Origin of the sequence: Micromonospora inositola, from assembly GCF_900090285.1 — a bacterium.
Classification (GTDB): Bacteria; Actinomycetota; Actinomycetes; order Mycobacteriales; family Micromonosporaceae; genus Micromonospora; species Micromonospora inositola.
This window is the reverse complement of the sequence record NZ_LT607754.1, coordinates 1,789,159-1,812,733: the sequence shown is the minus strand read 5'-3', so window position 1 is coordinate 1,812,733 and position 23,575 is coordinate 1,789,159. Positions and strand designations below refer to the sequence as shown.

The 23,575-nt window shown below is 74.2% G+C and carries 22 protein-coding genes; 9 read left to right on the top strand and 13 right to left on the bottom strand.

Annotated features, from left to right (window positions below):
- Positions 1 to 13: 13 nt before the first annotated feature.
- Both GA0070613_RS08685 and GA0070613_RS08680 read right to left on the bottom strand, forming a co-directional pair.
- Positions 14 to 1,033, bottom strand: a complete 1,020-nt coding sequence (locus GA0070613_RS08685; RefSeq protein ID WP_089011832.1) for a questin oxidase family protein — start codon at positions 1,031 to 1,033, stop codon at positions 14 to 16.
- Positions 1,034 to 1,087: 54 nt separating this feature from the next.
- Positions 1,088 to 1,705, bottom strand: a complete 618-nt coding sequence (locus GA0070613_RS08680; protein WP_089011831.1) for a phosphoribosyltransferase family protein — start codon at positions 1,703 to 1,705, stop codon at positions 1,088 to 1,090.
- A gap of 130 nt (positions 1,706 to 1,835) precedes the next feature.
- Between GA0070613_RS08680 and GA0070613_RS08675 the strand changes: the two genes are divergently transcribed.
- Together GA0070613_RS08675 and GA0070613_RS08670 are read left to right on the top strand one after the other, a co-directional pair.
- On the top strand, positions 1,836 to 2,465 hold the full coding sequence (locus tag GA0070613_RS08675; RefSeq protein WP_172875772.1) for a septal ring lytic transglycosylase RlpA family protein: 630 nt from the start codon (positions 1,836 to 1,838) through the stop codon (positions 2,463 to 2,465).
- Between the two features lie 100 nt (positions 2,466 to 2,565).
- Positions 2,566 to 3,693, top strand: coding sequence for a PP2C family protein-serine/threonine phosphatase (locus GA0070613_RS08670; RefSeq protein ID WP_089011829.1), 1,128 nt, complete (start codon positions 2,566 to 2,568; stop codon positions 3,691 to 3,693).
- An 8-nt stretch (positions 3,694 to 3,701) separates the two neighbouring features.
- Here GA0070613_RS08670 and GA0070613_RS08665 read toward each other — a convergent pair whose 3' ends face one another.
- A complete protein-coding gene (locus tag GA0070613_RS08665; RefSeq protein WP_231929715.1) occupies positions 3,702 to 4,124 on the bottom strand; it encodes a MarR family transcriptional regulator in 423 nt (140 codons plus the stop codon).
- 154 nt (positions 4,125 to 4,278) lie between these two features.
- Between GA0070613_RS08665 and GA0070613_RS08660 the strand changes: the two genes are divergently transcribed.
- The 3 genes from GA0070613_RS08660 (at position 4,279) to GA0070613_RS08650 (ending at position 7,465) form a co-directional block, all read left to right on the top strand.
- Positions 4,279 to 4,947 carry an NAD(P)-dependent oxidoreductase gene (locus tag GA0070613_RS08660; RefSeq protein ID WP_089011827.1) on the top strand — a complete coding sequence of 223 codons (669 nt, stop codon included), beginning with the start codon at positions 4,279 to 4,281 and terminating at the stop codon, positions 4,945 to 4,947.
- 214 nt (positions 4,948 to 5,161) lie between these two features.
- Complete coding sequence (locus GA0070613_RS08655; RefSeq protein ID WP_089011826.1) at positions 5,162 to 7,018, top strand: acyl-CoA dehydrogenase; 1,857 nt, start codon at positions 5,162 to 5,164, stop codon at positions 7,016 to 7,018.
- Between the two features lie 177 nt (positions 7,019 to 7,195).
- Positions 7,196 to 7,465, top strand: a complete 270-nt coding sequence (locus GA0070613_RS08650; RefSeq protein ID WP_067300694.1) for a DUF6458 family protein — start codon at positions 7,196 to 7,198, stop codon at positions 7,463 to 7,465.
- 37 nt (positions 7,466 to 7,502) lie between these two features.
- Here GA0070613_RS08650 and GA0070613_RS08645 read toward each other — a convergent pair whose 3' ends face one another.
- Positions 7,503 to 8,039 carry a SixA phosphatase family protein gene (locus tag GA0070613_RS08645; RefSeq protein ID WP_089011825.1) on the bottom strand — a complete coding sequence of 179 codons (537 nt, stop codon included), beginning with the start codon at positions 8,037 to 8,039 and terminating at the stop codon, positions 7,503 to 7,505.
- A 116-nt stretch (positions 8,040 to 8,155) separates the two neighbouring features.
- Here GA0070613_RS08645 and GA0070613_RS08640 point away from each other — a divergent pair, with 116 nt between their 5' ends.
- Positions 8,156 to 8,446, top strand: a complete 291-nt coding sequence (locus tag GA0070613_RS08640; protein WP_089011824.1) for a DUF6458 family protein — start codon at positions 8,156 to 8,158, stop codon at positions 8,444 to 8,446.
- A gap of 75 nt (positions 8,447 to 8,521) precedes the next feature.
- Here GA0070613_RS08640 and trhA read toward each other — a convergent pair whose 3' ends face one another.
- Positions 8,522 to 9,199 carry a PAQR family membrane homeostasis protein TrhA gene (trhA, locus tag GA0070613_RS08635; protein WP_089011823.1) on the bottom strand — a complete coding sequence of 226 codons (678 nt, stop codon included), beginning with the start codon at positions 9,197 to 9,199 and terminating at the stop codon, positions 8,522 to 8,524.
- A gap of 107 nt (positions 9,200 to 9,306) precedes the next feature.
- Between trhA and GA0070613_RS08630 the strand changes: the two genes are divergently transcribed.
- The 3 genes from GA0070613_RS08630 to GA0070613_RS08620 are packed head-to-tail and all read left to right on the top strand — an operon-like array spanning position 9,307 to position 11,654.
- Positions 9,307 to 9,930 (top strand): 5-oxoprolinase subunit B family protein, encoded by a 624-nt coding sequence (locus GA0070613_RS08630; RefSeq protein WP_089011822.1) that lies wholly within the window; start codon positions 9,307 to 9,309, stop codon positions 9,928 to 9,930.
- A 4-nt stretch (positions 9,931 to 9,934) separates the two neighbouring features.
- Positions 9,935 to 10,921: a 5-oxoprolinase subunit C family protein gene (locus GA0070613_RS08625; RefSeq protein WP_231929714.1), complete on the top strand. Its 987-nt coding sequence runs from the start codon at positions 9,935 to 9,937 to the stop codon at positions 10,919 to 10,921.
- Positions 10,905 to 11,654 (top strand): LamB/YcsF family protein, encoded by a 750-nt coding sequence (locus tag GA0070613_RS08620; protein ID WP_089011821.1) that lies wholly within the window; start codon positions 10,905 to 10,907, stop codon positions 11,652 to 11,654. The genes GA0070613_RS08625 and GA0070613_RS08620 overlap by 17 nt, the downstream gene beginning before the upstream one ends.
- 67 nt (positions 11,655 to 11,721) lie before the next feature.
- On the opposite strand, the gene GA0070613_RS08615 is transcribed toward GA0070613_RS08620, so the two are convergent.
- From GA0070613_RS08615 to GA0070613_RS08585, 8 genes are all read right to left on the bottom strand, one after another.
- Positions 11,722 to 13,554, bottom strand: coding sequence for an NHL domain-containing thioredoxin family protein (locus GA0070613_RS08615; protein ID WP_089011820.1), 1,833 nt, complete (start codon positions 13,552 to 13,554; stop codon positions 11,722 to 11,724).
- A 118-nt stretch (positions 13,555 to 13,672) separates the two neighbouring features.
- Complete coding sequence (locus tag GA0070613_RS08610) at positions 13,673 to 16,480, bottom strand: hypothetical protein (protein WP_089011819.1); 2,808 nt, start codon at positions 16,478 to 16,480, stop codon at positions 13,673 to 13,675.
- A 350-nt stretch (positions 16,481 to 16,830) separates the two neighbouring features.
- Positions 16,831 to 16,968 (bottom strand): hypothetical protein, encoded by a 138-nt coding sequence (locus GA0070613_RS32690; protein WP_165823299.1) that lies wholly within the window; start codon positions 16,966 to 16,968, stop codon positions 16,831 to 16,833.
- 222 nt (positions 16,969 to 17,190) lie between these two features.
- A complete protein-coding gene (locus tag GA0070613_RS08605) occupies positions 17,191 to 18,678 on the bottom strand; it encodes a dihydrolipoamide acetyltransferase family protein (protein ID WP_089011818.1) in 1,488 nt (495 codons plus the stop codon).
- A 5-nt stretch (positions 18,679 to 18,683) separates the two neighbouring features.
- Positions 18,684 to 19,673, bottom strand: a complete 990-nt coding sequence (locus GA0070613_RS08600; protein ID WP_089011817.1) for an alpha-ketoacid dehydrogenase subunit beta — start codon at positions 19,671 to 19,673, stop codon at positions 18,684 to 18,686.
- Positions 19,673 to 20,857, bottom strand: coding sequence for a pyruvate dehydrogenase (acetyl-transferring) E1 component subunit alpha (pdhA, locus tag GA0070613_RS08595; RefSeq protein WP_089011816.1), 1,185 nt, complete (start codon positions 20,855 to 20,857; stop codon positions 19,673 to 19,675). The genes GA0070613_RS08600 and pdhA overlap by 1 nt, the downstream gene beginning before the upstream one ends.
- 626 nt (positions 20,858 to 21,483) lie before the next feature.
- Positions 21,484 to 21,939, bottom strand: coding sequence for a hypothetical protein (locus GA0070613_RS08590; RefSeq protein WP_197699062.1), 456 nt, complete (start codon positions 21,937 to 21,939; stop codon positions 21,484 to 21,486).
- Between the two features lie 360 nt (positions 21,940 to 22,299).
- Positions 22,300 to 23,523 (bottom strand): hypothetical protein, encoded by a 1,224-nt coding sequence (locus GA0070613_RS08585; protein ID WP_089011815.1) that lies wholly within the window; start codon positions 23,521 to 23,523, stop codon positions 22,300 to 22,302.
- Between the last annotated feature and the right edge of the window lie 52 nt (positions 23,524 to 23,575).

Genomic DNA, 23,575 nt, shown 5'->3' with positions numbered 1-23,575 from the left:
GCCGGGCAGCGCGTCAGATCAGCTGACCGGCGTAGCCGGCGGCCGTCAGGACCCGTTCGTCGCCGGTCGCGGCGTGCGCGTCGAGCACCGCGTCGGCCATCTTGACCACGTGCGCGTCGCCGTGCCGGGCGGCCCGGGCGAACACCTCCGCCGGGGAGCCGGACGCGACCGCCGGCAGGGAGGCCGGCTTCGGCGCGGCGTACACCGCGGTCACCGCCGCCGTGGCCGACCAGGCCGCGGTGAGGCTCGGCGCCCAGAGCCCCGGATCGAGAGCGTGCAGGGTACGCAGCACCGCGGTCGGCGCGGTCACCGCGTGCACCAGCATGACCGGGTTGGCGTGCCCGAACCGGAGGTAGTCCAGGCTCGCCCGGTGCACCAGGTCGGTGAGGGCCCGCTCGGCCTCCGCCGGGGTGGTCGGCGGGCGGAGCGCCGTCACCGCGCCAGGCCACTCCGGTACGTCGGGCAGCCGGCCCAGCCGCTCCCGGATCCCGCCCCTCTGCTCGGCGATCCGGGGCACCCCGGCCAACGCGGCCGGCACGTCCGCCCGGCCGGTGAGCGGGCCGGCCCCGGGCACCGGCTGCCACCGGGCGGCCCAGTAGCCGAGCGCCTGACCCAGTTCGGCCAGGCGGTCCGCTCCGGCGCCGTCGCTGAGCAGCACCCGGACGGCGTGCCCGACCCGGATCACCCCGTGGGTGGCGCCGGCGGCGATCCCCGGCAGCAGCCGGGGCCACCAGGCGCCGAGCACCTCCCGCCAGGGGCGTTCACGCAGCTCGCGGTCGAAGTGGGCGAGCCAGTCGCCGGCCCGTTTCGGGTCGCCGAGCGCCGCCCGCCAGTCGTCGATCGGCCGCAGGCCGCGAGGCAGCTCGTCGAGGCGGCGCAGGTAGTCGTCCAGCCAGCGATGCACCCGTGTGCCGTGCCCGTGCCGCACCAGTGCCTCGACCGCCATCGGACCGTGGTTGGAGAGCCAGCCCTCGAACTCCGGGCCGGTCCGGTGCAGCCGCTGGTACGCCTCGTCCAGGATTCCGTCGTCCATGCCGATGATCGTCGGACCTCAATCGCGCTTGAGGTCAAGCGCGGACCCGCCTTGTCAGGCGAGGAGGCGGGCGGCGTCGACCAGGGCGCGGACGCCCAGCTCGGCGGTCACTTCCGGCGGGCAGTCGGCGACCACGGCGGCGGTGCCGACCACCTCGGCGCCGCGGGCCGCGCAGAGGTCGTGCAGCGCGCGCAGTTGGGCGCCGGTGGCCACCCAGTCGTCCACGAGCAGCACCCGGTCACCCGGGCCGAGGTGGCGGTCCCGGATCCCGAGGGTGACCCGTCGGCCCCGGAAGTCGGGCGGGCTCTGCGCCCAGCTGACCGCGCCGGCCGGGAGCCGCCCGTCACCCGTCTTGTACGCCGGCACGAAGCCCACCCCGAGCGCGGTCGCGGCCAGCGGCCCGAGCAGCAGCCCGGTCACCGCCGGGGCGAGCACCACCGTCGGGTGGGCGGGCCGGAAGGGCGCCACCAGGGCCGGACCGAGGGCGACCAGCACCTCCGGGTCCCGCCACCAGCCGGAGACGTCGCTGACCAGGTGGTCGCTCCCCGGACCGGGATCGACCCAGCGGAACAGCTCGACGAGGCGTTCGCTCAGCACCGTCCCATCCTCGGACACCGACGCCAGGCGATGCCGGACGGGCCATGGCCAGCGATCATTCCTCCGATCGGCCATCGGGGCCAGGCTGACCGGCTACACGTATCAGGGTAAATATGGGCATACCACCATGATCACGTTGACTTCGGAAGTACTTCTCTCGTTACGGTCCGAGCCGGTTTGTTCAGCTGACGAAAGGACCGGGCCGGTGGCTGGTAGGCACTTCCGTACCCGCAAGTTCTCCTCGCCCGCCGGCATCGCGGCCACCGCGGCGGTCGGCGTGGTGCTCGCCGTCGGCGGCACCGTGGGCGCGGTCCAGCTCACCTCCGGCTCGGCCGCCCCCGAGCCGGCCGTCGCCGAGGGCCTGCCCAGCAGCCTCGCCCCCAGCTCCGCGTCCCCCTCGCCCAGCGCGTCCGTCGCGCCGAGCCCCACGCCCAAGGCCACCCCCAGCCCGACGGCGACTCGCACCCAGGCCGCCTCCCGGAGCAAGGCGCGCACCGCCAGCCCGAAGCCGACCGCCACGGCGAAGACCGCCAGCGCGGCGGCCAAGGTCGTCGACAGCGGCTCCTGCGGCGCGTCCTTCTACGACGAGGGGCAGATGACGGCCAACGGGGAGACCTTCAACCCGGACGCGCTGACCGCCGCCCACAAGACGCTGCCCTTCAACACGAAGGTCCGGGTGACCAACCCGGCCAACGGCAAGTCGGTCGTCGTCCGGATCAACGACCGCGGCCCGTACGTCGACGGCCGCTGCCTGGACCTGTCCCGGGCCGCGTTCCAGGCGATCGCCTCCGTCGACCTCGGCGAGGTGACCGTCAAGTACGAGGTGCTCGGCTGACCGGGTGACGGACGGCGATCGGGCCGGCCGGGCGGGCCGGCCGGACAGAACACCCTCGGACGACGGGCCAGGTTCATTCACCGCTTCACGTCCATCAGGCATGCTGTCCGGTGTACGCACGCAACCCTTCCAGTCGGGCCGCGGCCCGCTGAGTCCCGGATCCCGCGCCGGCCTCGGCGCGGCCCTCGCGCTGCTCGCACTCGTCTCCGCCGTGGAACTGGCCGACGGTCGGCCGGCGCACTACGTGGCGCTGATGGTCGCCGCACCGTTCCTCGCCGCCGCCCTGGCCTCCTGGCGGGTGGTGCTCGGCGTGGGTGTCCTCGCCACCGTCATCGGCGCCAGCTTCGCCCTCGCCGAGCGGACCATGTCGCTGGTCAGCGCGGTCAACGTCGCCGGGATCGCCCTGGCCACCGCGATCGCCGCCGCGGTCGCCTCGGTACGCCAGCGGCAGGCGGAGCAGATCGCCGAGCTGTCGAAGCTGGCGGCGGTGGCCCAGCAAGCGGTGCTCCGGCCGCTCGGCCCGCAGGTCGGCACCCTCTCGGTGGCCGGCCGCTACATCTCCTCCACCGCCACCGCCGAGATCGGCGGTGACCTCTACGAGGCGATGGACACCCCGTACGGCGTCCGCATGATCATCGGGGACGTCCGGGGCAAGGGGCTGGACGCGGTCCGCCTGGCCAGCATCGTGCTCGGCTCCTACCGGCACGTCGCGTACGAGCGGGCGGATCTGCGGGCCGTGGTGACCGACCTGGACCGGGCGGTGGCCCGCAACGTGGGCGACGAGGACTTCGTCACCGCCGCGCTGGTCGAGGAGCGGGGTGGCACCCTCACCATCGTCAACTGTGGACATCCGCCGCCGCTGCTGCTGCGTCGGGGCGCGGTGATCCCGCTCGAACCGCCCGCGCCCGCGCCCCCGCTCGGCTTCATGCCGGTGGTCCGCCCCCGGGTGGAACGGCTGGAGCCGGGCGACCGGCTGCTGCTCTTCACCGACGGCCTCGGCGAGGCCCGCCGGGACGGCGAGTTCTTCCCGACCGCCGACCGGGCCTGGCGGCTGCTCGGTCACGGCACGGTCGCCGACGGCCTCGCCTCGCTGGAGACCGCCCTGGTCGAGTGGGTGCACGGCCGGCTGGACGACGACATCGCGCTGGTCCTGATGGAGTACACCGGCCCGCGCAGCGGCCCGACCGCCGCCGTCCCGAGCTGGGAGGTCGGCGCGGCCGAGAGCTGACGCTGCCCTCAGCCGTCGGCCAGCTCGTCGCTGGCCCGCCGGCCCGCCTCGCCGGCCCGGCGGAGGAAGTCGGCGATCACCTCGAGCTGGGTCTCGTCGTACCCGGCGCAGATCTCGTCCATCGCGCTGTTCATGCCGGCGTACAGGCCGTACAGCTCCGCGTTGCGCTCGCGCAGCGCCCGGACCGTGACCGACCGGCGGTCCGTGGCGTCCGGGTCCCGCTCTCGGACGATCCAGCCGCCGCGCTGGAGCCGGTCGAGGATGCCGGTCATGGTCGCCGGGTGCAGCCCGGCCCGCCGGGCCAGCGCACCGGGGCTGAGCGGTCCGTGCCGGGCGATCAGGTCGAGGCAGTCCAAATCCACGTCGCGCAGCGAAAGGCGTACGCCGACGTGGTGATTGAGGAGCGCGAGCTGGTTGTTCAGCTCGCGCATCGTCTCCTTGATCCGGATCGCCGTGCGGCGACGGCGACGCGAGTCCTCAGATTCTACGGGATCCATATTGTTTGAGCCTCGTATCAACTGTTACGGTTTCCATATCTTACGGGGCCCGGCCGCCGATCGCGGTCGACAGCGAGGAGGCGTTTCCATGAAGCTCACGATCGTCGGCGCCACCGGCGGTGTCGGCCGGCACCTCGTCGACCAGGCGGTCGCCGCCGGAGACGACGCCACCGCCATGGTGCGGGACCCCGGGAAGCTGGCCGGGGCGCCGGTCCGGGTGGTCGCCGCCGACCTGGCGACGGCCGACCCGACCACGCTGCGCGCCGCGGTCGAGGGGGCCGACGCGGTCCTGTCCGGCCTCGGCCCCCGCTCGGCGGCCGACGCCGGCATCGCCACCCGGGGCACCCGGGCCGTGATCGAGGCGATGACCACCGGCGGCGTACGCCGGATCGTCGTGGTCAGCGCCGCGCCGGTGGGCACGGTCCCGTCCCCCGGCCGGCCGCACCCGCCGAGGCGCGACCCGGGCGACGGCCCCCTGATGCGGTACCTGCTCGGGCCGGCGATCAGGCGGGTGCTGCGCCGGCACTACGCCGACCTGGCGCTGATGGAGGAGGTCTTGCGGGACAGTGGGCTCGACTGGACGGTGGTGCGTCCGCCCCGGCTGACCGACCGGCCGCTGACCGGCACCTACCGGACCGCGTACGGGTGCAACGTGCGGGGCGGGCTCACCGTCTCCCGGGCCGACGTCGCCCACGCCATGCGCCACCTGCTCGACCGGCCGGAGTCGGTCGGGCAGACCGTCGGCATCGCCAACTGATCCGAACCGGAGTGGACACGCACATCGCGTACGTCGTCGTGACCGTCCTGGCAGTGGCCGCCACCGGCTTCTCCGGGGCCGCCGCGCTGGCCGGAAACTGAACTGGAAGTGTGTAATCGCTGTCACTTGGTGGATCGGCTTGTCGATCGCTACCCGCGAGTAATACAGTCGGGGTTACTGATCGGTAACCTGTCCGGAAGCGGGGCCAGCGAGCATGACCCACTACAAGAGCAACCTTCGGGATCTCGAGTTCAACCTGTTCGAGGTCTTCGGGGCGGACCGGACGTTCGGCCAGGCGCCGTACACCGACCTGGACGTCGACACCGCCCGCAGCTTCCTCTCCGAGGTCGACCGCCTGGCCCGCGAGGACCTGGCCGCCAGCTACACGGACAGCGACCGCAACCCGCCGGTGTTTGACCCGGCGACGCACACCGCGCCGCTGCCGGAGTCGTTCAAGAAGTCGTTCCAGGCGTTCATGGACTCCGAGTTCTGGCGGTTGGACCTCCCCGAGGCGCTCGGCGGCACCAACGCCCCGCGTGCCCTCTGGTGGTCGCTGGCCGAGATGGTGCTCGGCGCCAACGCCCCGATCTGGATGTACGCCTCCGGCCCGTCCTTCGCGCACGTGCTGCACGTCGAGGGCACGGAGCAGCAGCAGAAGTGGGCCAAGCTCTTCATCGACAAGCAGTGGGGCTCCACCATGGTGCTCACCGAGCCGGACGCCGGCTCGGACGTCGGCGCCGGTCGGACCCGGGCCATCCAGCAGCCGGACGGCTCGTGGCACATCGAGGGCGTCAAGCGCTTCATCACCTCGGGTGAGCACGACCTGAGCGGCAACATCGTCCACTACGTGCTGGCCCGTCCGGTCGGCGTCGAGGGCGTCGGCGGCGCGGGCACCAAGGGACTCTCCCTCTTCGTCGTGCCGAAGTACCACTTCGACGAGAACACCGGCGAGCTGGGCGAGCGCAACGGCGTCTTCGCCACCAACGTCGAGCACAAGATGGGCCTGAAGGTCTCCAACACCTGCGAGGTGACCTTCGGCGAGCACGGCGTACCGGCCAAGGGCTGGCTGCTCGGCGAGAAGCACGACGGCATCCGGCAGATGTTCATGATCATCGAGTACGCCCGGATGATGGTCGGCACCAAGGCGATCGCCACCCTCTCCACCGGCTACCTCAACGCCCTGGAGTACGCCAAGAACCGGGTGCAGGGCGCCGACCTGGTCCAGCAGACCGACAAGACCGCCCCCCGGGTGACCATCACCCACCACCCCGACGTGCGCCGCTCGCTGCTGCTGCAGAAGTCGTACGCCGAGGGCCTCCGGGCGCTGGTCTGCTACACCGCCTCCTGGCAGGACAAGGTCGCCATCGCCGAGGCGGCCGGCGACGAGAAGGCCATCAAGCTGGCGAAGCGGGTCAACGATCTGCTCCTGCCGCTGGTCAAGGGCGTCGGCTCGGAGCGGGCGTACGAGCTGCTCGGCCACGAGTCGCTGCAGACCTTCGGCGGCTCCGGCTTCCTCCAGGACTACCCGCTGGAGCAGTACGTCCGGGACGCCAAGATCGACACCCTGTACGAGGGCACCACGGCGATCCAGAGCCTCGACCTGATCTTCCGGAAGATCGTCCGGGACAACGGCAAGGCCCTGATGGCGGTCGCCGGCGAGATCCAGGAGTTCATCGCCTCCGAGGCCGGCAACGGCCAGCTCAAGGAGGAGCGGCAGGCGCTCGGCAAGGCGCTCGCCGAGATCCAGAACATCCTCGGCGTGATGACCGGCTGGCTGGCCGAGGCGCAGAGCGGCGACGCGCGCAGCCTCTACAAGGTCGGCCTGAGCAGCCGCCGTTTCCTGCTGGCGATCGGCGACCTGGTGGTCGGCTGGCTGCTGCAGAAGCAGGCGGACGTGGCGCTGAAGGCGCTGGCCGGCGAGGTTTCCGCCGCCGACAAGGCGTTCTACACCGGCAAGGTGGCCGCCGCCCGGTTCTTCGCCCGCGAGGTGCTGCCCCGCATCGGTGCCGATCGGCGGATCATCGAGGGCGCCGACCTGGAGATCATGGACCTCCCGGAGGAGGCCTTCTGAGCCCTACGGGGTGAGGAGTCCGGTTCCACACCGACACCGGCGGCCGGCGAGCGCGAGCTCGCCGGCCGCCGTCGTTATTTCGCTGCGCGGACCGGTAGGCGCGTCGCCGGACGGGTAACCGTCGCGGACCACGTCAGAGCACGCCCAAGGGCCACCGCACAGGGGAGTGCAGCGCACATGGGCATTGGTAGCGGAATCTTCCTCATCGCGCTCGGCGCGATCATGACCTTCGCCATCCGGGCCAACGTCTGGTGGATCGACCTGCGCGCGGTCGGCTGGGTGTTCATCCTGGCCGGGCTGGCCGTCCTGCTCACCACGCTCTGGTTCTGGCAGGACCGTCGCAAGCGGGCCCGCACGCTCATCGTGGAGGAGAACCGGCTCTCCCACCCGACCGCGATGATGCCGCCGCCGCCCGACCCGCCGCCGCCGACGGCGCCGCCGTCCTGATCCGTGAGGGGCCCGTGACCGGGCCCCTCACCGCACCTCAGCCCCGTGCGGTGTGCCGGGCGGTGATGGGGGCGCCGCCCGGGGCTAGTTCCGCCCAGCGCGTGGTCGGGCGGTGCACCACCAGGTCGGTCGTGCGCAGCCCGTCCGGATCCGCCCGCTGCGGGTCGAGCCGCGCCGAGAGCAGCGAGACGCCCGGGTTGTGGGCGATCAGCAGCACGGTGCCCACGCCGGGTTCCACCGCGCGGACCAGCTCCAGCAGCTCGTCCGGCTGCGCCTCGTAGGCCCCTGCCTCGTAACGCACCACCGGTGTCGACCCCGTCGGGCCGCCCTCCGGCGGGGATCCCGTCATGCCCATGGCCACCCCGTGCCAGGTCTGCCGGGTCCGCCGGGTGGTGGAGCAGAGCACCACGTCGGGGAGCAGCGCGTGCCGGGCCAGCCAGGCGCCGGCCGCGGCCGCGTCGGCGTGCCCCCGGGCCGTCAGCGGCCGCTCCGCGTCCGGCGCGTCCTGGGACTGCTCGGCCTTGGCGTGCCGGAGCAGCACCAGTGTCCGCTCCTGGTTTCTGGCGTCCGTCATGCGCACAGCTTGCCTGATTGGCGATCGGAGCGCCTGGGTAAGTCGATGGATGCCGCTACCTCATCCATGGCCGCGGCGGGTAGGAAACGCCAGCTGAACGCCAAGGAGGCGACGTCATGGGCATCGGTGCCAGCATCTTCCTGATCGCGCTGGGCGCGATCTTCGCGTTCGCCATCAACGCCAACCTGGGATGGCTCGACCTGAATGTCGTCGGCTGGGTGCTGATGCTGGTCGGTCTCGTCGGCCTGATCACCACCCTCTACTTCTGGAGCAGCCGCCGCCGTACCGTGGTCGCCGCGCCGGTGCGCCAGCGGGTCGTGGCCGAGGAGCCGGTGGTGCCGGTGCAGGACGACCGGGTGGTGCGCGAGGAGTACCGCGAGGTGCGCCGCCCGGGCTACCCCGCCTGAGCCGTACCGCAGCGACCTCGAGGGTCCCGCAACGGCGCGGGGCCCTCGAACCATGTCCAGGCCAGGAGAGCCGGGTCAGGAGAAGAGCGCGAAGTAGATCGCGATGTGGTGGCAGATCGCCGCGACCAGGGTGCAGGCGTGGAAGAACTCGTGGTGCCCGAAGACCGTGGGCCACGGGTTGGGCCGGCGCAGCGCGTAGAAGACCGCGCCGACGCTGTAGATCGCGCCGCCGACGATCAGCAGCACCAGGGCGGTCACGCCGCCGGAGTGCAGGATCTCCGGCAGCATCGTCACGGCGACCCAGCCGAGCGCCAGGTAGAGCGGTGCGGAGACCCAGCGCGGGGCGTGCGGCCAGATGAGCTTCACCGCCACCCCGGTCAGTGCCCCGCCCCAGACCAGGCCGAGCATGATGCTGGCGTGCCGGGTGTCCAGCAGCAGGGCGCAGAACGGGGTGTACGTGCCGGCGATGAAGACGAAGATCATCGAGTGGTCCATCCGGCGCATGATCTGGTAGCCGCGCTCGGACCAGACCCGCCGGTGGTAGAGGGCGCTGGTGCCGAAGAGCCCGCAGACGGTCAGGCTGTAGATCAGGCAGCTGACCAGGGGCGCCCAGCCGGGCCGGGCGGCCGCGATCGAGCAGAGCACGATGCCGCAGACGAGCGCGGCGAAGAACGCGTAGGTGTGCAGCCAGCCGCGCATCCGGGGTTTACCGATGTCGACCGGCTTGAGCCGAAGCGGTGCGGAGGTGGTCACGCCAATAGGCTACGGCACCGTAGGTTACTTGCAAGTAGTGTGGACAATCACGCGACCTGACCGGCCGGTGGACCCTGGTCGTCGGGGGGATCCGCCACTATGGCGGGATGCGGATCCGACCCGTCGGCGCGCACGCCCTCCTGCTCGACTGTGACGACCCCGACCAGGTCCAGGCGTGGCGGGCCGAGCTGTGGCGCCGGCGCGACGCCGGCGAGCTGACCGCCACCGAGATCGTCCCGGCCGCGGCGACCGTGCTGCTGGACGGCGTACCGGACCCCGCCGAGGCCGCCGCCCGGATTGCCACCTGGACGCCCCGACCGGTCACCACCACGGCCGCCGTCGACCCGGTCGAGGTTCCCACGGTGTACGACGGGGAGGACCTGCCCGCCGTCGCCGGCCACTGGGGGGTGACGGTGCCGGAGGTGGTCGACAGACTGCGGCGCACCGAGTTCCGGGTGGCCTTCTGCGGCTTCACGCCCGGGTTCGGGTACCTGACCGGGCTCCCCGCCGAGCTGGCCGTCCCCCGGCTGGCCACGCCACGGCCCCGGGTGCCGGCCGGCTCGGTGGCACTCGCCGGGCCGTACGCGGGGATCTATCCGACCGCCTCGCCCGGCGGCTGGCTGCTGGTCGGCCGGACCGACCTCGTCCTGTTCGACGTGCACGCGGACCCGCCGGCCCGGCTCACGCCCGGCAGCCCGGTACGGCTGGTGTCCCGTGAGCGCGAGGAGTGAGCCCGTGCTGCGAGCCCCGCAGTCGCGAACCGGCGTGCTCAGCGTGATCGAGGTGCTCCGGGCCGGCGCGCTCACCACCGTCCAGGACCAGGGCCGGCCCGGCTTCGCCCACCTCGGCGTGCCCCGCTCCGGCGCGCTCGACCCGGCCGCGCTGCGGCTGGCCAACCGGCTCGTCGGCAACCCGGCGAGCGCCGCCGGGCTGGAGATCACGCTGACCGGCTGCGACCTGCGGTTCAGTCGGGCCGCCTGCGTCGCGCTGACCGGGGCCGAGGTCGAGATCCTCATCGACCAACCGCCGGCCGAGGTGGGTCGTCCGGTTGGCGGCCGGCCCGGGGACGGCAGCTGGTGGCGCCACCGGCGGCCCGGTGAGCGGGGCCGGTGGACCGACCGGCGTCCGGGGGACGTGGGCCGGCCGCTGTCCCTGCCGGCCGGGGCGGTGCTGCGGATCGGCCCGACCCGGGCCGGCCTGCGCACCTGGATGGCCGTCTCCGGTGGCATCGACGTGCCGCCGGCGCTGGGCAGCCGCGCCACCGACACCCTCTCCGGACTCGGCCCGCCCCCGGTACGCGACGGCGACCGGTTGCCCCTCGGCGAGCCGGTCGGGCACCCCGCCCCGGTCGACGTCACCGTCATGCCTCCCGTCCCGGACGAGCTGCGGCTGATCCTGCGCCTCGGCCCCCGGCACGACTGGTTCACACCCGCCGCCCCGGACCTGCTCTTCGGCACGGCGTACCTGGTCAGCCCGGTGGGCAACCGGGTCGGCGCGCGACTGACCGGCGCGGCCCTGCCCCGCGCGGTGACCGGGGAACTGCCCAGCGAGGGACTGGTCCTCGGGGCGGTGCAGGTGCCGGCCGACGGGCAGCCGCTGATCTTCCTCGCCGACCATCCGACCACCGGCGGCTACCCGGTCGTCGGTGTGGTGGACGACGTGACCCCGCTCGCGCAGGCCCGGCCAGGGACTACGGTGACGTTCCATGGACCTGAACGCTGACCTCGGCGAGGGATTCGGCATCTGGCGGCTCGGCGACGACCACGCCCTGCTGGACCTGGTCACCTCCGCCAACGTCGCCTGCGGCTTCCACGGCGGCGACGCGTCCACCATGCGCCGGGTCTGCGCCGCCACCGCCGAGCGCCGGGTCGCCGTCGGCGCCCAGGTCGGTTACCGGGACCTCGCGGGCTTCGGCCGCCGGCACATCGCGTACGACTTCGCCGAACTCCGCGACGAGGTCACGTACCAGCTCGGCGCGCTGGAGGCGTTCTGCCGGCTGTTCCACACCCGGGTCCGCTACCTCAAGCCGCACGGCGCGCTCTACCACGCGGCGGCCTGCGACGAGGCCCAGGCCGCCGCCCTGGTCGCCGCGGTCAGCGGGTACGACCACGAGCTGCCCGTGCTCTGCGCGCCCGGCTCGGTACTCGCTCAGCTCGCCGTCGGCGCGGGGCTGCGGGTGGTCGCCGAGGGCTTCGCCGACCGGAACTACCTGCCCAACGGCTCACTGGTCCCCAGAACCGCCGCGAACGCGCTGGTCACCGATCCGGAGGAGGTGGCCGACCGGGCCGTCCGGATGGCCACCGAGCGCACCGTGGTCGCGGTCGACGGCCGGGTGGTGCCCTGCCACGTCGAGTCGATCTGCCTGCACGGCGACACCCCCGGCGCGGTGGCCTCCGCCGCCCTCGTCCGGGCCGCGCTGATCGATGCCGGAGTCACCCTCTCCCCGTTCGCCTGACCGCCGAACTCGTGCCGCCGCTCGGCGGGCCAGACCGGGTCCCGGCCTCCCACGGCGGGGCCGGCGCTCAGGCGTCCAGGCCGCGCAGGACGAGGGGGAGACGGGTGGCGGCGTCGGCGACGACCCGCACGGGGACGCCCCAGTCCTGCCGGGTGAGGTGGCAGGCGGCGTGCTCGACGTCGGCGTCGCAGGTGGCCGCCTGGGCGGTCACCTGCAGCACCCCGCCGGCCACCTCGCCGTTGACCACCAGCCGGCGGGACAGGTCCGTCGTCGTCCCCGCGCCCTCGATCAGCAGCTCCGGCGGGGACGCGGAGACCACCAGCCGGGTCGACGGCCCGTACGTCTCGTCCAGCTTCTGCCCCGGCGCGGGCGTGAAGATCACGTCGAGCGTGACCTCGCCGGCCGCCACGTCCGTCGGCTTCCGCTCGGCCCGGTGCCTCGGGCCGTCCACCGTGCTGGCGCCCGCCGCGGAGAGCGCGCCCGGGGCCAGCCGGGTCAGCCGGTGCGCTGCGGACTCCACCACCAGCACCTCACCCTCGGCGGTGAGCACCAGGTCGCTCGGCTCGGCCAGCCCGTCCGCCACCGTGGCGACCTGCTCCGTCTCCGGGTCGAAGCGCCGGACCGCGCCGTTGTACGTGTCGGCGATCAGCACCGAGCCGTCCGGCAGCGCGCACACCCCCAGCGGATGCTGGAGCAGCGCCCGGTCGGCCGGGCCGTCGACGTGGCCGAAGTCGAAGAGCCCCTGGCCCACGGCGGTGCCCATGACGCCGCTCTCGACGTACCGGAGGGCGCTGGTCTCGCTGTCCGCGATCCAGAGCCGGGCGCCGTCGGCCGAGACGGAGAGGCCGGAGGGCTGCGCCATCCAGACGTCCGGCAGCGGGCCGTCGCGCAGCGCCTCGACCGTGGTGCCCGCGTACATGCCGGCGGTCCGCTGGATCGGGTCGAACCACCAGAGCTGGTGGATGCCGGCCATGGCGATGACGACCTTGTCGTCGTACCAGGCCACGTCCCAGGGGGAGGAGAGGTCGACCGAGGGGGCGTCGTGCGCGTGGTCGTCGACCGTCGACCGCCACTGCCGCCCGGTGCCGGCGACCGTGACCACCTCACCGGTGTCCAGCCGCACCCCGCGCAGCAGGTGGTTGACCGTGTCCGCGACGACCACGTCGTAGCCGGCCACCTCGGCGACATGCGCCGGGAGCAGGCAGAGCCCCTGCGGCTCCGAGAAGGTGGCCGTCTCCGCCGGGCCGTCCGCGTGGCCACGGGCGCCGGCGCCGATCCGGCGGACCGGCTTCTCGCCGTCCGGAGCCAGCTCCACCAGCGAGTGCCGGGCCGAGTCCGAGACCAGCAGGTTGCCGCCGTCGAGCGCCACGGCCTTGCCCGGGAAACGCAGCGTGGTGTCCGGCTCGGCCGGCGGGACGTACGGGCCGTCGCCCCGGTGCAGGGTGCCGTTCGCCTCGTGGGTGGCGATCAGCTCGTCGACCAGCCGGGCCAGCCCCTCGGCGTGTCCCTCGCCGGCCATCGTGGCCACCACGTAACCCTCGGGGTCGACCACCGACAGCGTCGGCCAGGCCTTCGCCGCGTACTGCTGCCACATGTCCAGTTCGGGGTCGTCGAGCACCGGGTGGTGCACCCCGTACCGCTCGACGGCGGCGGCCAGCGCGTCCGGGTCCTTCTCGTGCTCGAACTTGGGCGAGTGCACGCCGATGACGACCAGCACGTCGCCGTACTTCTCCTCGAGCGGGCGCAGCTCGTCGAGCACGTGCAGGCAGTTGATGCAGCAGAAGGTCCAGAAGTCCAGCAGGACGATCTTGCCGCGCAGGTCGGCCAGCTTCAGGTCCCTGCCGCCGGTGTTCAGCCAGCCCCGACCGCGCAGCTCGGGGGCCCGTACTCGTGCGCTCATGCCTTCAGTCTGCCGGACCGGACGGCCCGGACCGGCCGGCACCCCGAGCGGGCTCGATCACACCCGGGATACGACGGCGGGGCCACGGATCACCGTGGCCCCGCCGTCGTGGGGCTGGTTACCCGGCGGCCGGCTTCAGGCAGAGCACCCGGTTGGCCCCCTCGCCCGGCAGCACCACGTGCGGCTGCGTCGGGTCGCCGCACTTGTCCGGCGCGTCGACCTTCGAGACGACGCTGAAGGCGTTCTGCTCACCGCAGTCGGCAGCCACCGCGCCCCCGCCGGACTGCTTCACGCAGGAGCCCACCGCCGGGTCGAAGCCGGCCGGCTTGTCGTCGCCGCCGGCCTTGCCGAGCAGCGTGAGCAGGCCGAGCGGAACGGCCAGGATCAGCACCGCCGCGATCAGCACGAGGGCCAGCACCCGCCCGTTGCGCACCTTCGGCGTCGGCGCCTCGGTCTTCGGCTCGGCGTCGGGCTTGAACGCGCCGAAGCGGCCCTGCTCCGGCTCGCCGCCGAGGCCCTGCTGCCAGGCTGGCGGCGCCTGCTGGGGCGGCGGCGGGAAGGCCGGCGGGAACCCGCCGGGCCCCTGCTCGTGCATCGCCCCCGGTCCCTGGCCCGGCACCGCGACGGAGGCGCGGCCACCGACCGGTCCACCCTGACCCGCGAACGGGTCACCGTGGCCGCCCGGGCCGGGCTGGCCCCCGAAGGGGTCCTGGTGACCGCCCGGACCGCCGTACGGGTCGCCTTGGCGGGGACCGCCGAACGGGTCGCCGGGACGTTCGCCGCTGTGCGGGTGCACGCCGTTGGCCGGGCGGTTGTTGGCGGCCGGGTCGACGAAGGACGGCACCCCGGGCGGGAACGACGGCGGAGCCGCGGGCGACGACGGCGGAGCCGAGGCCGTCTCGGCGAAGGCGCGCGGCCCCGCCGCGCGGCCGTGGTCGTCGAAGCCGGGCTGCTGGCCCTGGTCGTCGTAGCGGGACTGCGGCCCCTGGTCGGCGTAGCGCTGGCCCTGGTCCGGGTAGCCGTTCGGGTCGTCCTGCGCGGCGGCCTCGTCCGGCTCCGGCCGGGTCGGGCGGCCGTACACCCGGGGCTGCGGCGCCGGCGAGCCGGCGGGTCGCACTGCCTCGTCGATCGGGGGCGTCACCCGGCTGGACAGCGGCACGGACGCGCTGGCGGAGACGGCACCGGCCTCCGGCGAGGTACGCGGCGCGGGCACCACCGGTCCGGCCGGTGACTGCGGCTCCTGGTGCGACGCCTCGGCCGGGCCCCAGCCGGGCCGGGCGTCCGACTGCCCCGACTCGTACGCCTGCGGGTCCCGGCCGGTGGGCTCGGCGTGCGCCTCCGCGGCCGGGGTGAACTGCGCCGGCTGCAGGTAGTCGGCCGGCGGCGACGCGGCCAGGCTGGCGCCCGGCACCCGCTGCTCCTGCTGCGGCAGCGGTACGGCGTTGGCCGGGGAGATGCCCGGGCCCGCTGCCGGCTGGTAGACCGGCGGCTCCTCGCCCCGGCCCGGCTCCCAGCCGTTCGACTGGAGCGCGGCGGGTTCCGCCTCGGTGGAGCGGCCCCACGCCTCGCTGGCCGGCCACGGCTCGGCGTCCGGCACGGACGGGCGATCCCCGCGGGTCCACTGCGGTGCGTCGTCCTGGTCGGCGCCCCAGGCGGGCGGGCCGTCCGGGGACGGCACCGAGGCGGTGGCCCGGGCCGGCGAGGGCTCGGGCGGCGTCCAGGTGCCCGCCTCCGGTCGGTCGTCCTGCGCCGGGGCGGCCGCGCCCCAGGAGCCGGCCTGCGCCGACTCCTCCGACGCGGGCCGGTCCTGCTGCTGCGGTACGGCGGCGGCGCCGCTCCAGCCGGTGGCCGGACGCTGGTCGTCCGGCACGCCCCAGCCGGGCTGCTGCGGAGGCTCGCCGTGAGCGGCCGCCCGTCCGGCGGCCCAGCCCCCGGAGCGGTCCGGGTCGTCGTCGCGCGGCCCGGCGGGACCGGCCTCCCAGCCGCCGGAGCGCGCGCCGTCGTCCTGCTGGTCCGGGTTGCCGGCCGTCCAGCCGCCGGACTGGTTCGGGTCGTTCGGCGTGGACCACGCCTCGTTCGGCTGTCCGGCCGGGGCGGGAACCTGTGCGGCGGCGCGGGCGGTGGGCGCGGCGGAGGCCCAGGCGGGCGCGGACTGCTCGCCCTGCTGGCCCCAGGCCGGCTGGTCGTCCTGCGGCGGGGTGGCCCAGCCGCCCGAGCCGGCCGGGTCGTCCTGCTGCTGCGCGCCCGCCCCGACGGCCCAGCCGTCGGAGCGGTCGTCCTGACTGGCGGGAGCCGCGTTCCAGCCTCCGGAACGGGCGGAGTCGTCCTGCTGCTGCGCCGGCGCGCCGGCCCAGCCGCCGGAGCGGGGCGCGTCGTCGCGCGGCTGCCCGGCGGGGGTGGTCACCTGCGCCGCGCCCCGGGCGCCCTGCTCGGCGGCCTGCGCCCAGGCCGGCTGCTCGTCGCGGGGCGCGGCGGCCCAGCTGGGGCCGGCCTGCTCGGGCGGCGTCGCCCACGCGGGCGGGGACTGCTCCGCCGGGGGGTTGGACGGGTTGGCGTCGGGCGCGGAAGCGGCGGCCCAGGCGGGGCCGGCCTGCTCCGGTGCGGCCCAGGCCGCCTGGGGCGAGCCGCCCCAGGCACCCGCTTCGGTCTGCTGCGGCACCTGGGCGGCACCCCAGGCGGAGCTCGGTGGCTGGCCGCCCGGCGGCGCCCAGGCGGGGGCGGGCGACTGGTCCTCCTGCGCGGCCCAGGCGGGGGCGGGCTGGCTCGGCCGACCGGCCGGCGGGGGCGGCGCCCAGCCGAGGTCGGGGGCGTTGGGGTACCCGTTGTCCTGCTGCGCCGGGTGGTCGCCGTACGGCGCCGGTCCGCCGGCGCCCGGCGACACCTCGCCCGGCTCCTGGCCGGGGCGGTGCGGGGCCTCGGACGTCATGGGTGCGCCTCCTCCATCACATGTCGGCCGCCGATGCCGATCGGGGACCGTCGGCATGGTTGCCGGCGTCGCCGGCGGATACCGGCCGTGCGGGCTCCCCGCACCGTATCCGGTGGCCGCCCGGAGCTGTCCGGGGAGCACCGGCCGTCACTCACCGTTGCCGTTCGGTGTCGATCGGCTTCTATCGGCGCGATCTGCTCCAGGGGCGGATGGGTGGCGACCGAGCCCCACCGTACCGGGCGCTGCGGCGAGGTGGAATCCCGGTGTCAGTCACCCCCGAACGCCGAGGACCCGCCCGGCGCTGCCGGGCGGGTCCTCGAACTGGAGGAGGTGAGGAAAGTCGTGGAGCGTCAGCTCATGTGACGCTGGGCGATGGCGAGAAGCTCCTCGCGGACCGCGGGCGAGTTGGCGGAACGCAGCGCGTGCTCGATGGCGCGGGCACGGCGGTTGGCGTCGCGGCGGTTGCGGATTCGCTCGATCATGCTCATCTGGGTCTCTCCTCCTGGCTATTCGGTTGTCAGCCCCTTGATGTCTCTATTGAAGCGCATGACGCCGCCAAATTCCATCGATTATTAGGTGAGCTGAACCACGGACCTAAGGATCGTAGGTCAACGGGTAGTCGGAGCTACGAATTCTTCCCCCAACGGCAACGGCCGGTGTGCCGGGCGTCCACCCGTGGCACACCGGCCGTGGCCTGGTGTCATGGACCGTCAGGTCCAGGCGAGCAGCGCCGCCTCCGGATCGGCCAGGAAGTCCCCGATGTCGCGGAGGAACTTCGAGCCCAGCTCACCGTCGATGATCCGGTGGTCGAAGGAGAGGCCGAGCGTGGTGACCAGGCGCGGCTTCACCTTGCCCTTGTGCACCCACGGCATCTCCCGGACTGCGCCGAAGGCCAGGATCGCCGACTCGCCCGGGGGCAGGATCGGCGTACCGGTGTCGACGCCGAAGACGCCGACGTTGGTGATCGTCAGCGTGCCGCCCGACATGTCCGCCGGGGAGGTCTTCCCGGCCTTGGCCGTCTGCACCAGGTCGGTCATCGCGTCCGCCAGCTCGCGCAGGGAGAGCCGGCCGGCGTCCTTGATGTTCGGCACGATCAGGCCGCGCTCGGTGGCCGCCGCGATGCCCAGGTTGACGTAGTCCTTGACCACGATCTCGTCGCCGGCCCAGGTCGAGTTGACCATCGGGTGGCGCCTGACCGCCAGCAGCACCGCCTTGGCCACCAGCAGCAGCGGCGAGGCCCGGACGTCGCGCCACTCCCGCCGCTCCCGGAGCCGGTCCAGGGCCTTCATCGCCCGGGTCACGTCGACGGTCAGGAACTCCGTCACGTGCGGGGCGGTGAACGCCGAGCGGGACATGTTCTCGGCGGTGAGCTTGCGTACCCCCTTGACCGGGATGCGCTGCTCGCGGTCCGCGCCGAAGCTCGCGGCCGCCGTGGCCGGCGCCGCGACCGTCAGCGGCTCGGCCGCCGTCGGGGTCCCGCTCGCCGCCCGCTGTACGTCCTCCCGGGTGATCGAGCCCAACGGGCCCGAGCCGATCAGCGTGGCCAGGTCGACGCCGAGATCCTTGGCGAGCTTGCGGACCGGCGGTTTGGCCAGGACCAGCCCGCCGGTGCGGCCGTTGCCGTTGACCGCCGACGCCACCGGTGCGACCGGCGGCGGAGCCGGCGCGGCCTGGACCGGCGGAGCCGGCGCGGCCTGGACCGGGGGGGCCGGCGCGGCCGACGCCTGGGCGGGGGCGCCGCCCTTGCGCGGCCGGCGCTTCGCCGCGGTGGTGCGCGGGCCGTAGCCGACCAGCACGGCGGTCCGCCCACCCGGGGCGGGACCCCCGATCAGGCCGGGCTCGACCGCGCCCTCGGCCGGGGCCACCTCGACAGCGGCGAGGGAGGCCGCCGACGGAGTGGGCAGGTCGGCGGCCGGCGTGCCGGTGGTCGACTCCTCGATCGGGCCGGCGCCCGGGTCGGTGTCGATCGAGATGATCGGCGTGCCGACCTCGACCGTGGTGCCCTCCGGGTGGAAGATCGCCCGCACCTGGCCGGCCCACTTCGCCGGGATCTCGACCGCAGCCTTGGCCGTCTCCACCTCGACGATCGGCTGGTTCAGCTCGATCGTGTCGCCCACCTTGACCAACCAGGCGAGGATCTCGCCCTCGGTCAGGCCCTCGCCCAGGTCGGGGAGGTTGAACTCCTTGATCCGTGACATGCCGCTCACCAGCCGAAGGTGCGGTCGACGGCGTCGAGCACCCGGTCGAGGTCGGGCAGGTACTCCTCCTCCACCCGGCTGGCCGGGTAGGGGGTGTCGAAGCCGGTGACGCGCAGCACCGGGGACTCCAGGGAGTAGAAGCACTCCTCGGTGATCCGGGCCGCGATCTCCGAGCCCAGGCCCAGGTTGCCCGGGGCCTCGTGGACGACGACGCAGCGGCCGGTGCGCCGCACCGACTCGTACGCGGCGGTCAGGTCCAGCGGGGAGAGCGTACGCAGGTCGATGACCTCCAGCTCCCGGCCGTCCTCGGCGGCGGCGGTCGCCGCGTCCAGGCAGGTCCGCACCATCGGGCCGTACGCCAGCACCGTGGCGTCGGCGCCGGCGCGGGCGACCCGGGACGAGTGCAGCGGGTACGCCTCCGACAGCGGGGCGTCCAGCTCGACCGGACCCTTCTCCCAGTAGCGCCGCTTCGGCTCCAGGAAGACGATCGGGTCGTCCGAGGCGATCGCCTGCTGGATCATCGAGTACGCGTCCTGCGGGTTGGCGCAGGTCACGACCTTGAGGCCGGCGGTGTGCGCGAAGTACGCCTCGGGCGACTCCGAGTGGTGCTCGACCGCGCCGATGCCACCGCCGTAGGGGATCCGGATGACCATCGGGATCCGGACCTTGCCCTGCGAGCGGTAGTGCATCTTCGCCACCTGCGACACGATCTGGTCGTACGCCGGGTAGACGAAGCCGTCGAACTGGATCTCGCAGACCGGGCGGAAGCCGCGGATGGCCAGGCCGACCGCGGTGCCGATGATGCCGGACTCGGCCAGCGGGGTGTCGATCACCCGCTGGTCGCCGAAGTCCTTCTGGAGCCCGTCGGTGATCCGGAAGACGCCGCCGAGCTTGCCGACGTCCTCGCCCATGATGACGACCTTCGGGTCGTTCTCCAGGGCCCTGCGCAGGCCGGTGTTGAGGGCCTTGCCGAGGGTGAGCGTCTCCGTGGCCATCAGTGGGCGCTCCCCTCGAACGACTCCATGTACTTGCTGAACTGCGCCCGCTGCTCGTCGAGCTCGGGGGACCCGTTGGGGTAGACGTGATCGAACATCGTCACCGGCTCCGGGTTCGGCATGGCGAGCACCCGCTCGCGCAGGTGCACCGACTCGGCGCGGGCCTGCTCGTCGACGGAGGTGAAGAAGTCCGTGTCGGCGATCTGCTGCCGCTCCAGGAACGCCTTCATCCGGGCGATCGGGTCCTTGGCCTGCCAGGCCTCGACCTCGCTGGCGATCCGGTAGCGGGTCGGGTCGTCGGAGGTGGTGTGCGCCCCCATCCGGTAGGTGTACGCCTCGATCAGGCTGGGGCCCTGGCCGAGCCGGGCGTTGTCCAGCGCGTGCCGGGTCACCGCGTACGAGGCGAGCACGTCGTTGCCGTCCACCCGGACGCCGGGGAAGCCGAAGCCGCCCGCCCGCTGGTACAGCGGGACGCGGGTCTGCCGCTCCAGCGGCTCCGAGATGGCGTACTGGTTGTTCTGGCAGAAGAACACCAGCGGGGCGTTGAAGACGCTGGCCCAGACGAACGCCTCGTTGACGTCGCCCTGGCTGGTGGCGCCGTCGCCGAAGTAGGCGATCACCGCCTCGCCGTCGTCGGTGCCGGTCTTGCCGTCCATGGCGACACCCATGGCGTACCCGGTCGCGTGCAGGGTCTGCGCCCCGATCACGATCGTGTACATGTTGAACTTGAACTCGTTGGGGTCCCAGCCGCCCTGGTCGACGCCGCGGAACAGGCCGAGCGGCATGATCGGGTCGATGCCCCGGCAGTAGAGGACGCCGTGCTCCCGGTAGGTCGGGAAGGCCATGTCCTGGGTGCGCAGCGCCCGGCCGGAGCCGACCTGCGCGGCCTCCTGGCCCAGCAGGCTGGCCCAGAGGCCCAGCTCGCCCTGGCGCTGCAGCGCGGTCGCCTCGGCGTCGAGCTTGCGGACCAGCACGAGGTCGCGGTAGAGCCCGCGGTACTCCTCGTCGGTGAAGTCGACGCGGTACTCGGTCCCGTCCGGGCCGATCGCGCTCTCGATCCGCTCGCCCTCCGGCGTCAGCAGCTGGACGAGTTCCGGTTCGCCGGTGGCCGCCGATGCGGCTCGCTTGGTACGGGGTGCGGCCCGCCGGCCGCGGGTGGTGACCCCGGGGTCGCCCTTTGCCATCCGTCTCTCCCTGTCGTGTCTGCGCCGGCGTCGGGGGTGACCCGTGCCGCGCAAATCGTGCGCCGGCCCGGCCGGTGCCGGGCTGGTTCCTGGCGGCCGCGCCTAGCCCCGGTGAGGGTTGCCGCGCGGCGTTGAGCCGGATTCTTGGGCGAACCCGGTTCGGGAGCGCCGGCGCCGGACCGCACCAGCCGCGGGTGCGCGGAGGTAGCGGCTGCATTGCCGTCGTGCCTGAATGATTGCAGAGGAGGTGAGCGCGCCCACAATATGGCCCTCCACCCCTGCCGGGTTCCGTCTGATACGCGACGGATTGGCCTTTTTGTCGCCTGGGCCCACAGCCCGACGGACAAATTGTGTGTCGACACGCGGTGAGGTCTGGTGAACTGAGCGTTACTGGTCCAGGCTGACTGGTGTGTGGTGAGCGTTAAGCGGTGTTTGTCCGTTCGGCTGTGAACATCCGCGCCACCGACGAGCCCGCCGATGTCGACGACGAGGGGTGTGCCGGTGTCCGAGCCAGCCGAGGGTCCCGGAACCCCGCTCCTCGGCCGCCACCGCGGGGCCCCCGGCGCCGCCTACCGACGGGTGGTCGGGGCGCACCGGGAAACCGGACTTGGCGGCCCGAGCCGGGGCTACCTCTTCACGGTCGCCCTGCTCGCCGGCACCGCGTCCATGCCGATCCTCGCCGCCATGAGCGCCGGGTCGGCCACCGTCGGCAGCACCGCCCTTCCGGACAACAGCACGCCGTTCATCCCGACGCCCTCGGTCGGCCCGGTGGTGATCCCGCTGCCCGCGACCAGCCAGTCCGCGGTGCCGCCCACCCGTCCCGCCCCGGTGGTCATCCGCCCCGGCGCGTCAGAGGCCGCCGTCGTGGCCGCCGCCCCGGCCCCGGCAGTGGCATCCGACCCGGTGTGGGAGCGGCGGCCCCGACCACCGGCCACACCGGCGCCCCCCACCGGAGCGGCCCGCCCCACCCCCTTCGCCGGCGGCGGACAGTCGCCGTCCCCGAGCGGGTCACCGAGTCCCTCACCCAGTCCGACGCCGACCGGCTCGTCGAGTCCGGACCCGGTGCCGCTGCCGACGGTCATCCTCACCCCACCGCCCCCCGGGCAGACCGGAAGCCCCAGCCCGGTTCCCGGCGGCAGCGCCTCGCCGTCCGAGCCGCCCGCGTCACCGTCCGAGCCGCCCGCGTCACCGTCCGAACTGCCCGTGTCACCGTCCGCATCGTCGTCCGGCCCGTCGGGCTCCGCTGGTCCTCCGTCTGCTCGGCCCGTTTACGCCCCGTCCCGCCCGGCGCCGCCGGCCGTCCGACCGTGGGCCGTCGCCGCGCCCGTCCCGGTCCCGTCGCCGCGGTGCTCGCCGGTACCGGCCGGTGCCGGGGCCGCGCCGACCGGTGTGGTGGCGGCCGACGGGCGGTGACGTCCCGCGGCGCCGAACGCCGGGGGCGCTCAGGCGGGGTCGTCGGTGAGGCGGTGGCGGTTGGCCTCGATCCAGGCGTCCAGGGCGGCCGGATCGTCCGGGTCGACGCCGTCGGCCATCAACTGGGCGACGGCGGCGGTGGCGGGGCTGCGCCGCTCCCCGGTGCTGTAGAGCCGGGCGAACTCGGGGACCATCTCCTCGATCGCGTCGTCCGTCCGGCGGGCCGCCGCCTCCGCGAGCCCCCGCTGCCGGGCCGCGTACGCCGCCCAGCCGCGCAGCACCCGGGGCAGCATGGCGGCGTCGTCCATGTCCAGCACCGCCCGCCGGTGCACCCAGTCGAGCAGGAACAGCTCGGCCACCGTCGGGCTCCACCGCATCGGATCGGCGTCCGGGAAGCTCTGCGCGTGGTCGAGCAGCAGGCCCAGGCAGAAATGCAGCGAGGCCAGCTCGGCATCCGCCACCGTGTCCAGGCCGAACCGGGCGGCCTCCGGGGAGCCGAGGAAGCCCCGGATCAGCCGGGTCCGCTCCTGGTCGGTGAGCGGCGCAGCGATCGGGTCGCCGCTCACCCGGGCCGGTGCGGGCAGCACGGCCAGCCGCGCGCCGACCAGCGCCCGGTCGGTGGCGAGCGAGCCGGCCGCCGGCAGCTCGCCCAGGTCGTCGGTGACCGCCAGGTGACGGGTCACCACCCCGCGCATCCGGGCCGGCTCCTCGGTGCGGAACCAGGTCAACTCGTCCTCGGTGCACATCTGCCGGACCTGTTCCAGGATCCGCTCGGCCGGGCCCCCGACGAAGACGTCCTTGGTGATGCCGATGTTGTGGTCGACCAGGGCCACCAGGGCGTGCTCCGGGCCGCCGTCGACCTCGTCGTAGGCGAAGGTGGCGAGGTACGAGGTCTGGTCGCCGTACACGTCGCCGTAGGACCAGACGCCGGTGAGGTGGACCCGCCCGAGCTGGCCGGCCCAGGCCGGCGCCTGCGCGCCCGGGCGGACCCGGCCGGCGCCGTCGGCGCCCGGCACCAGGGCGGCGAAGACGGCGCGGATGGTGGTGGCGGCGGCGCTGCGGCGGCGGGAGGTGGCGGCGAGGAAGCCGGTCACGAACTCCCGGACGGCGGTCTCCCGGTCGGTCTCCGCGACGGCGTACACGCTGCCGAGCAGCGCGGCGCCGAGCATCTCCGCGTCGAGGGCGCAGTCGAGCCTCGTCACGTCGCGGGCGGCGTGCAGCACCGCCTCGTAGGGGGTCTGTGGCGTGGCCATGCACCGACCCTACGCCGCCGGGCCGGCCGGGACACCCGCCAGCGCGCCGGGC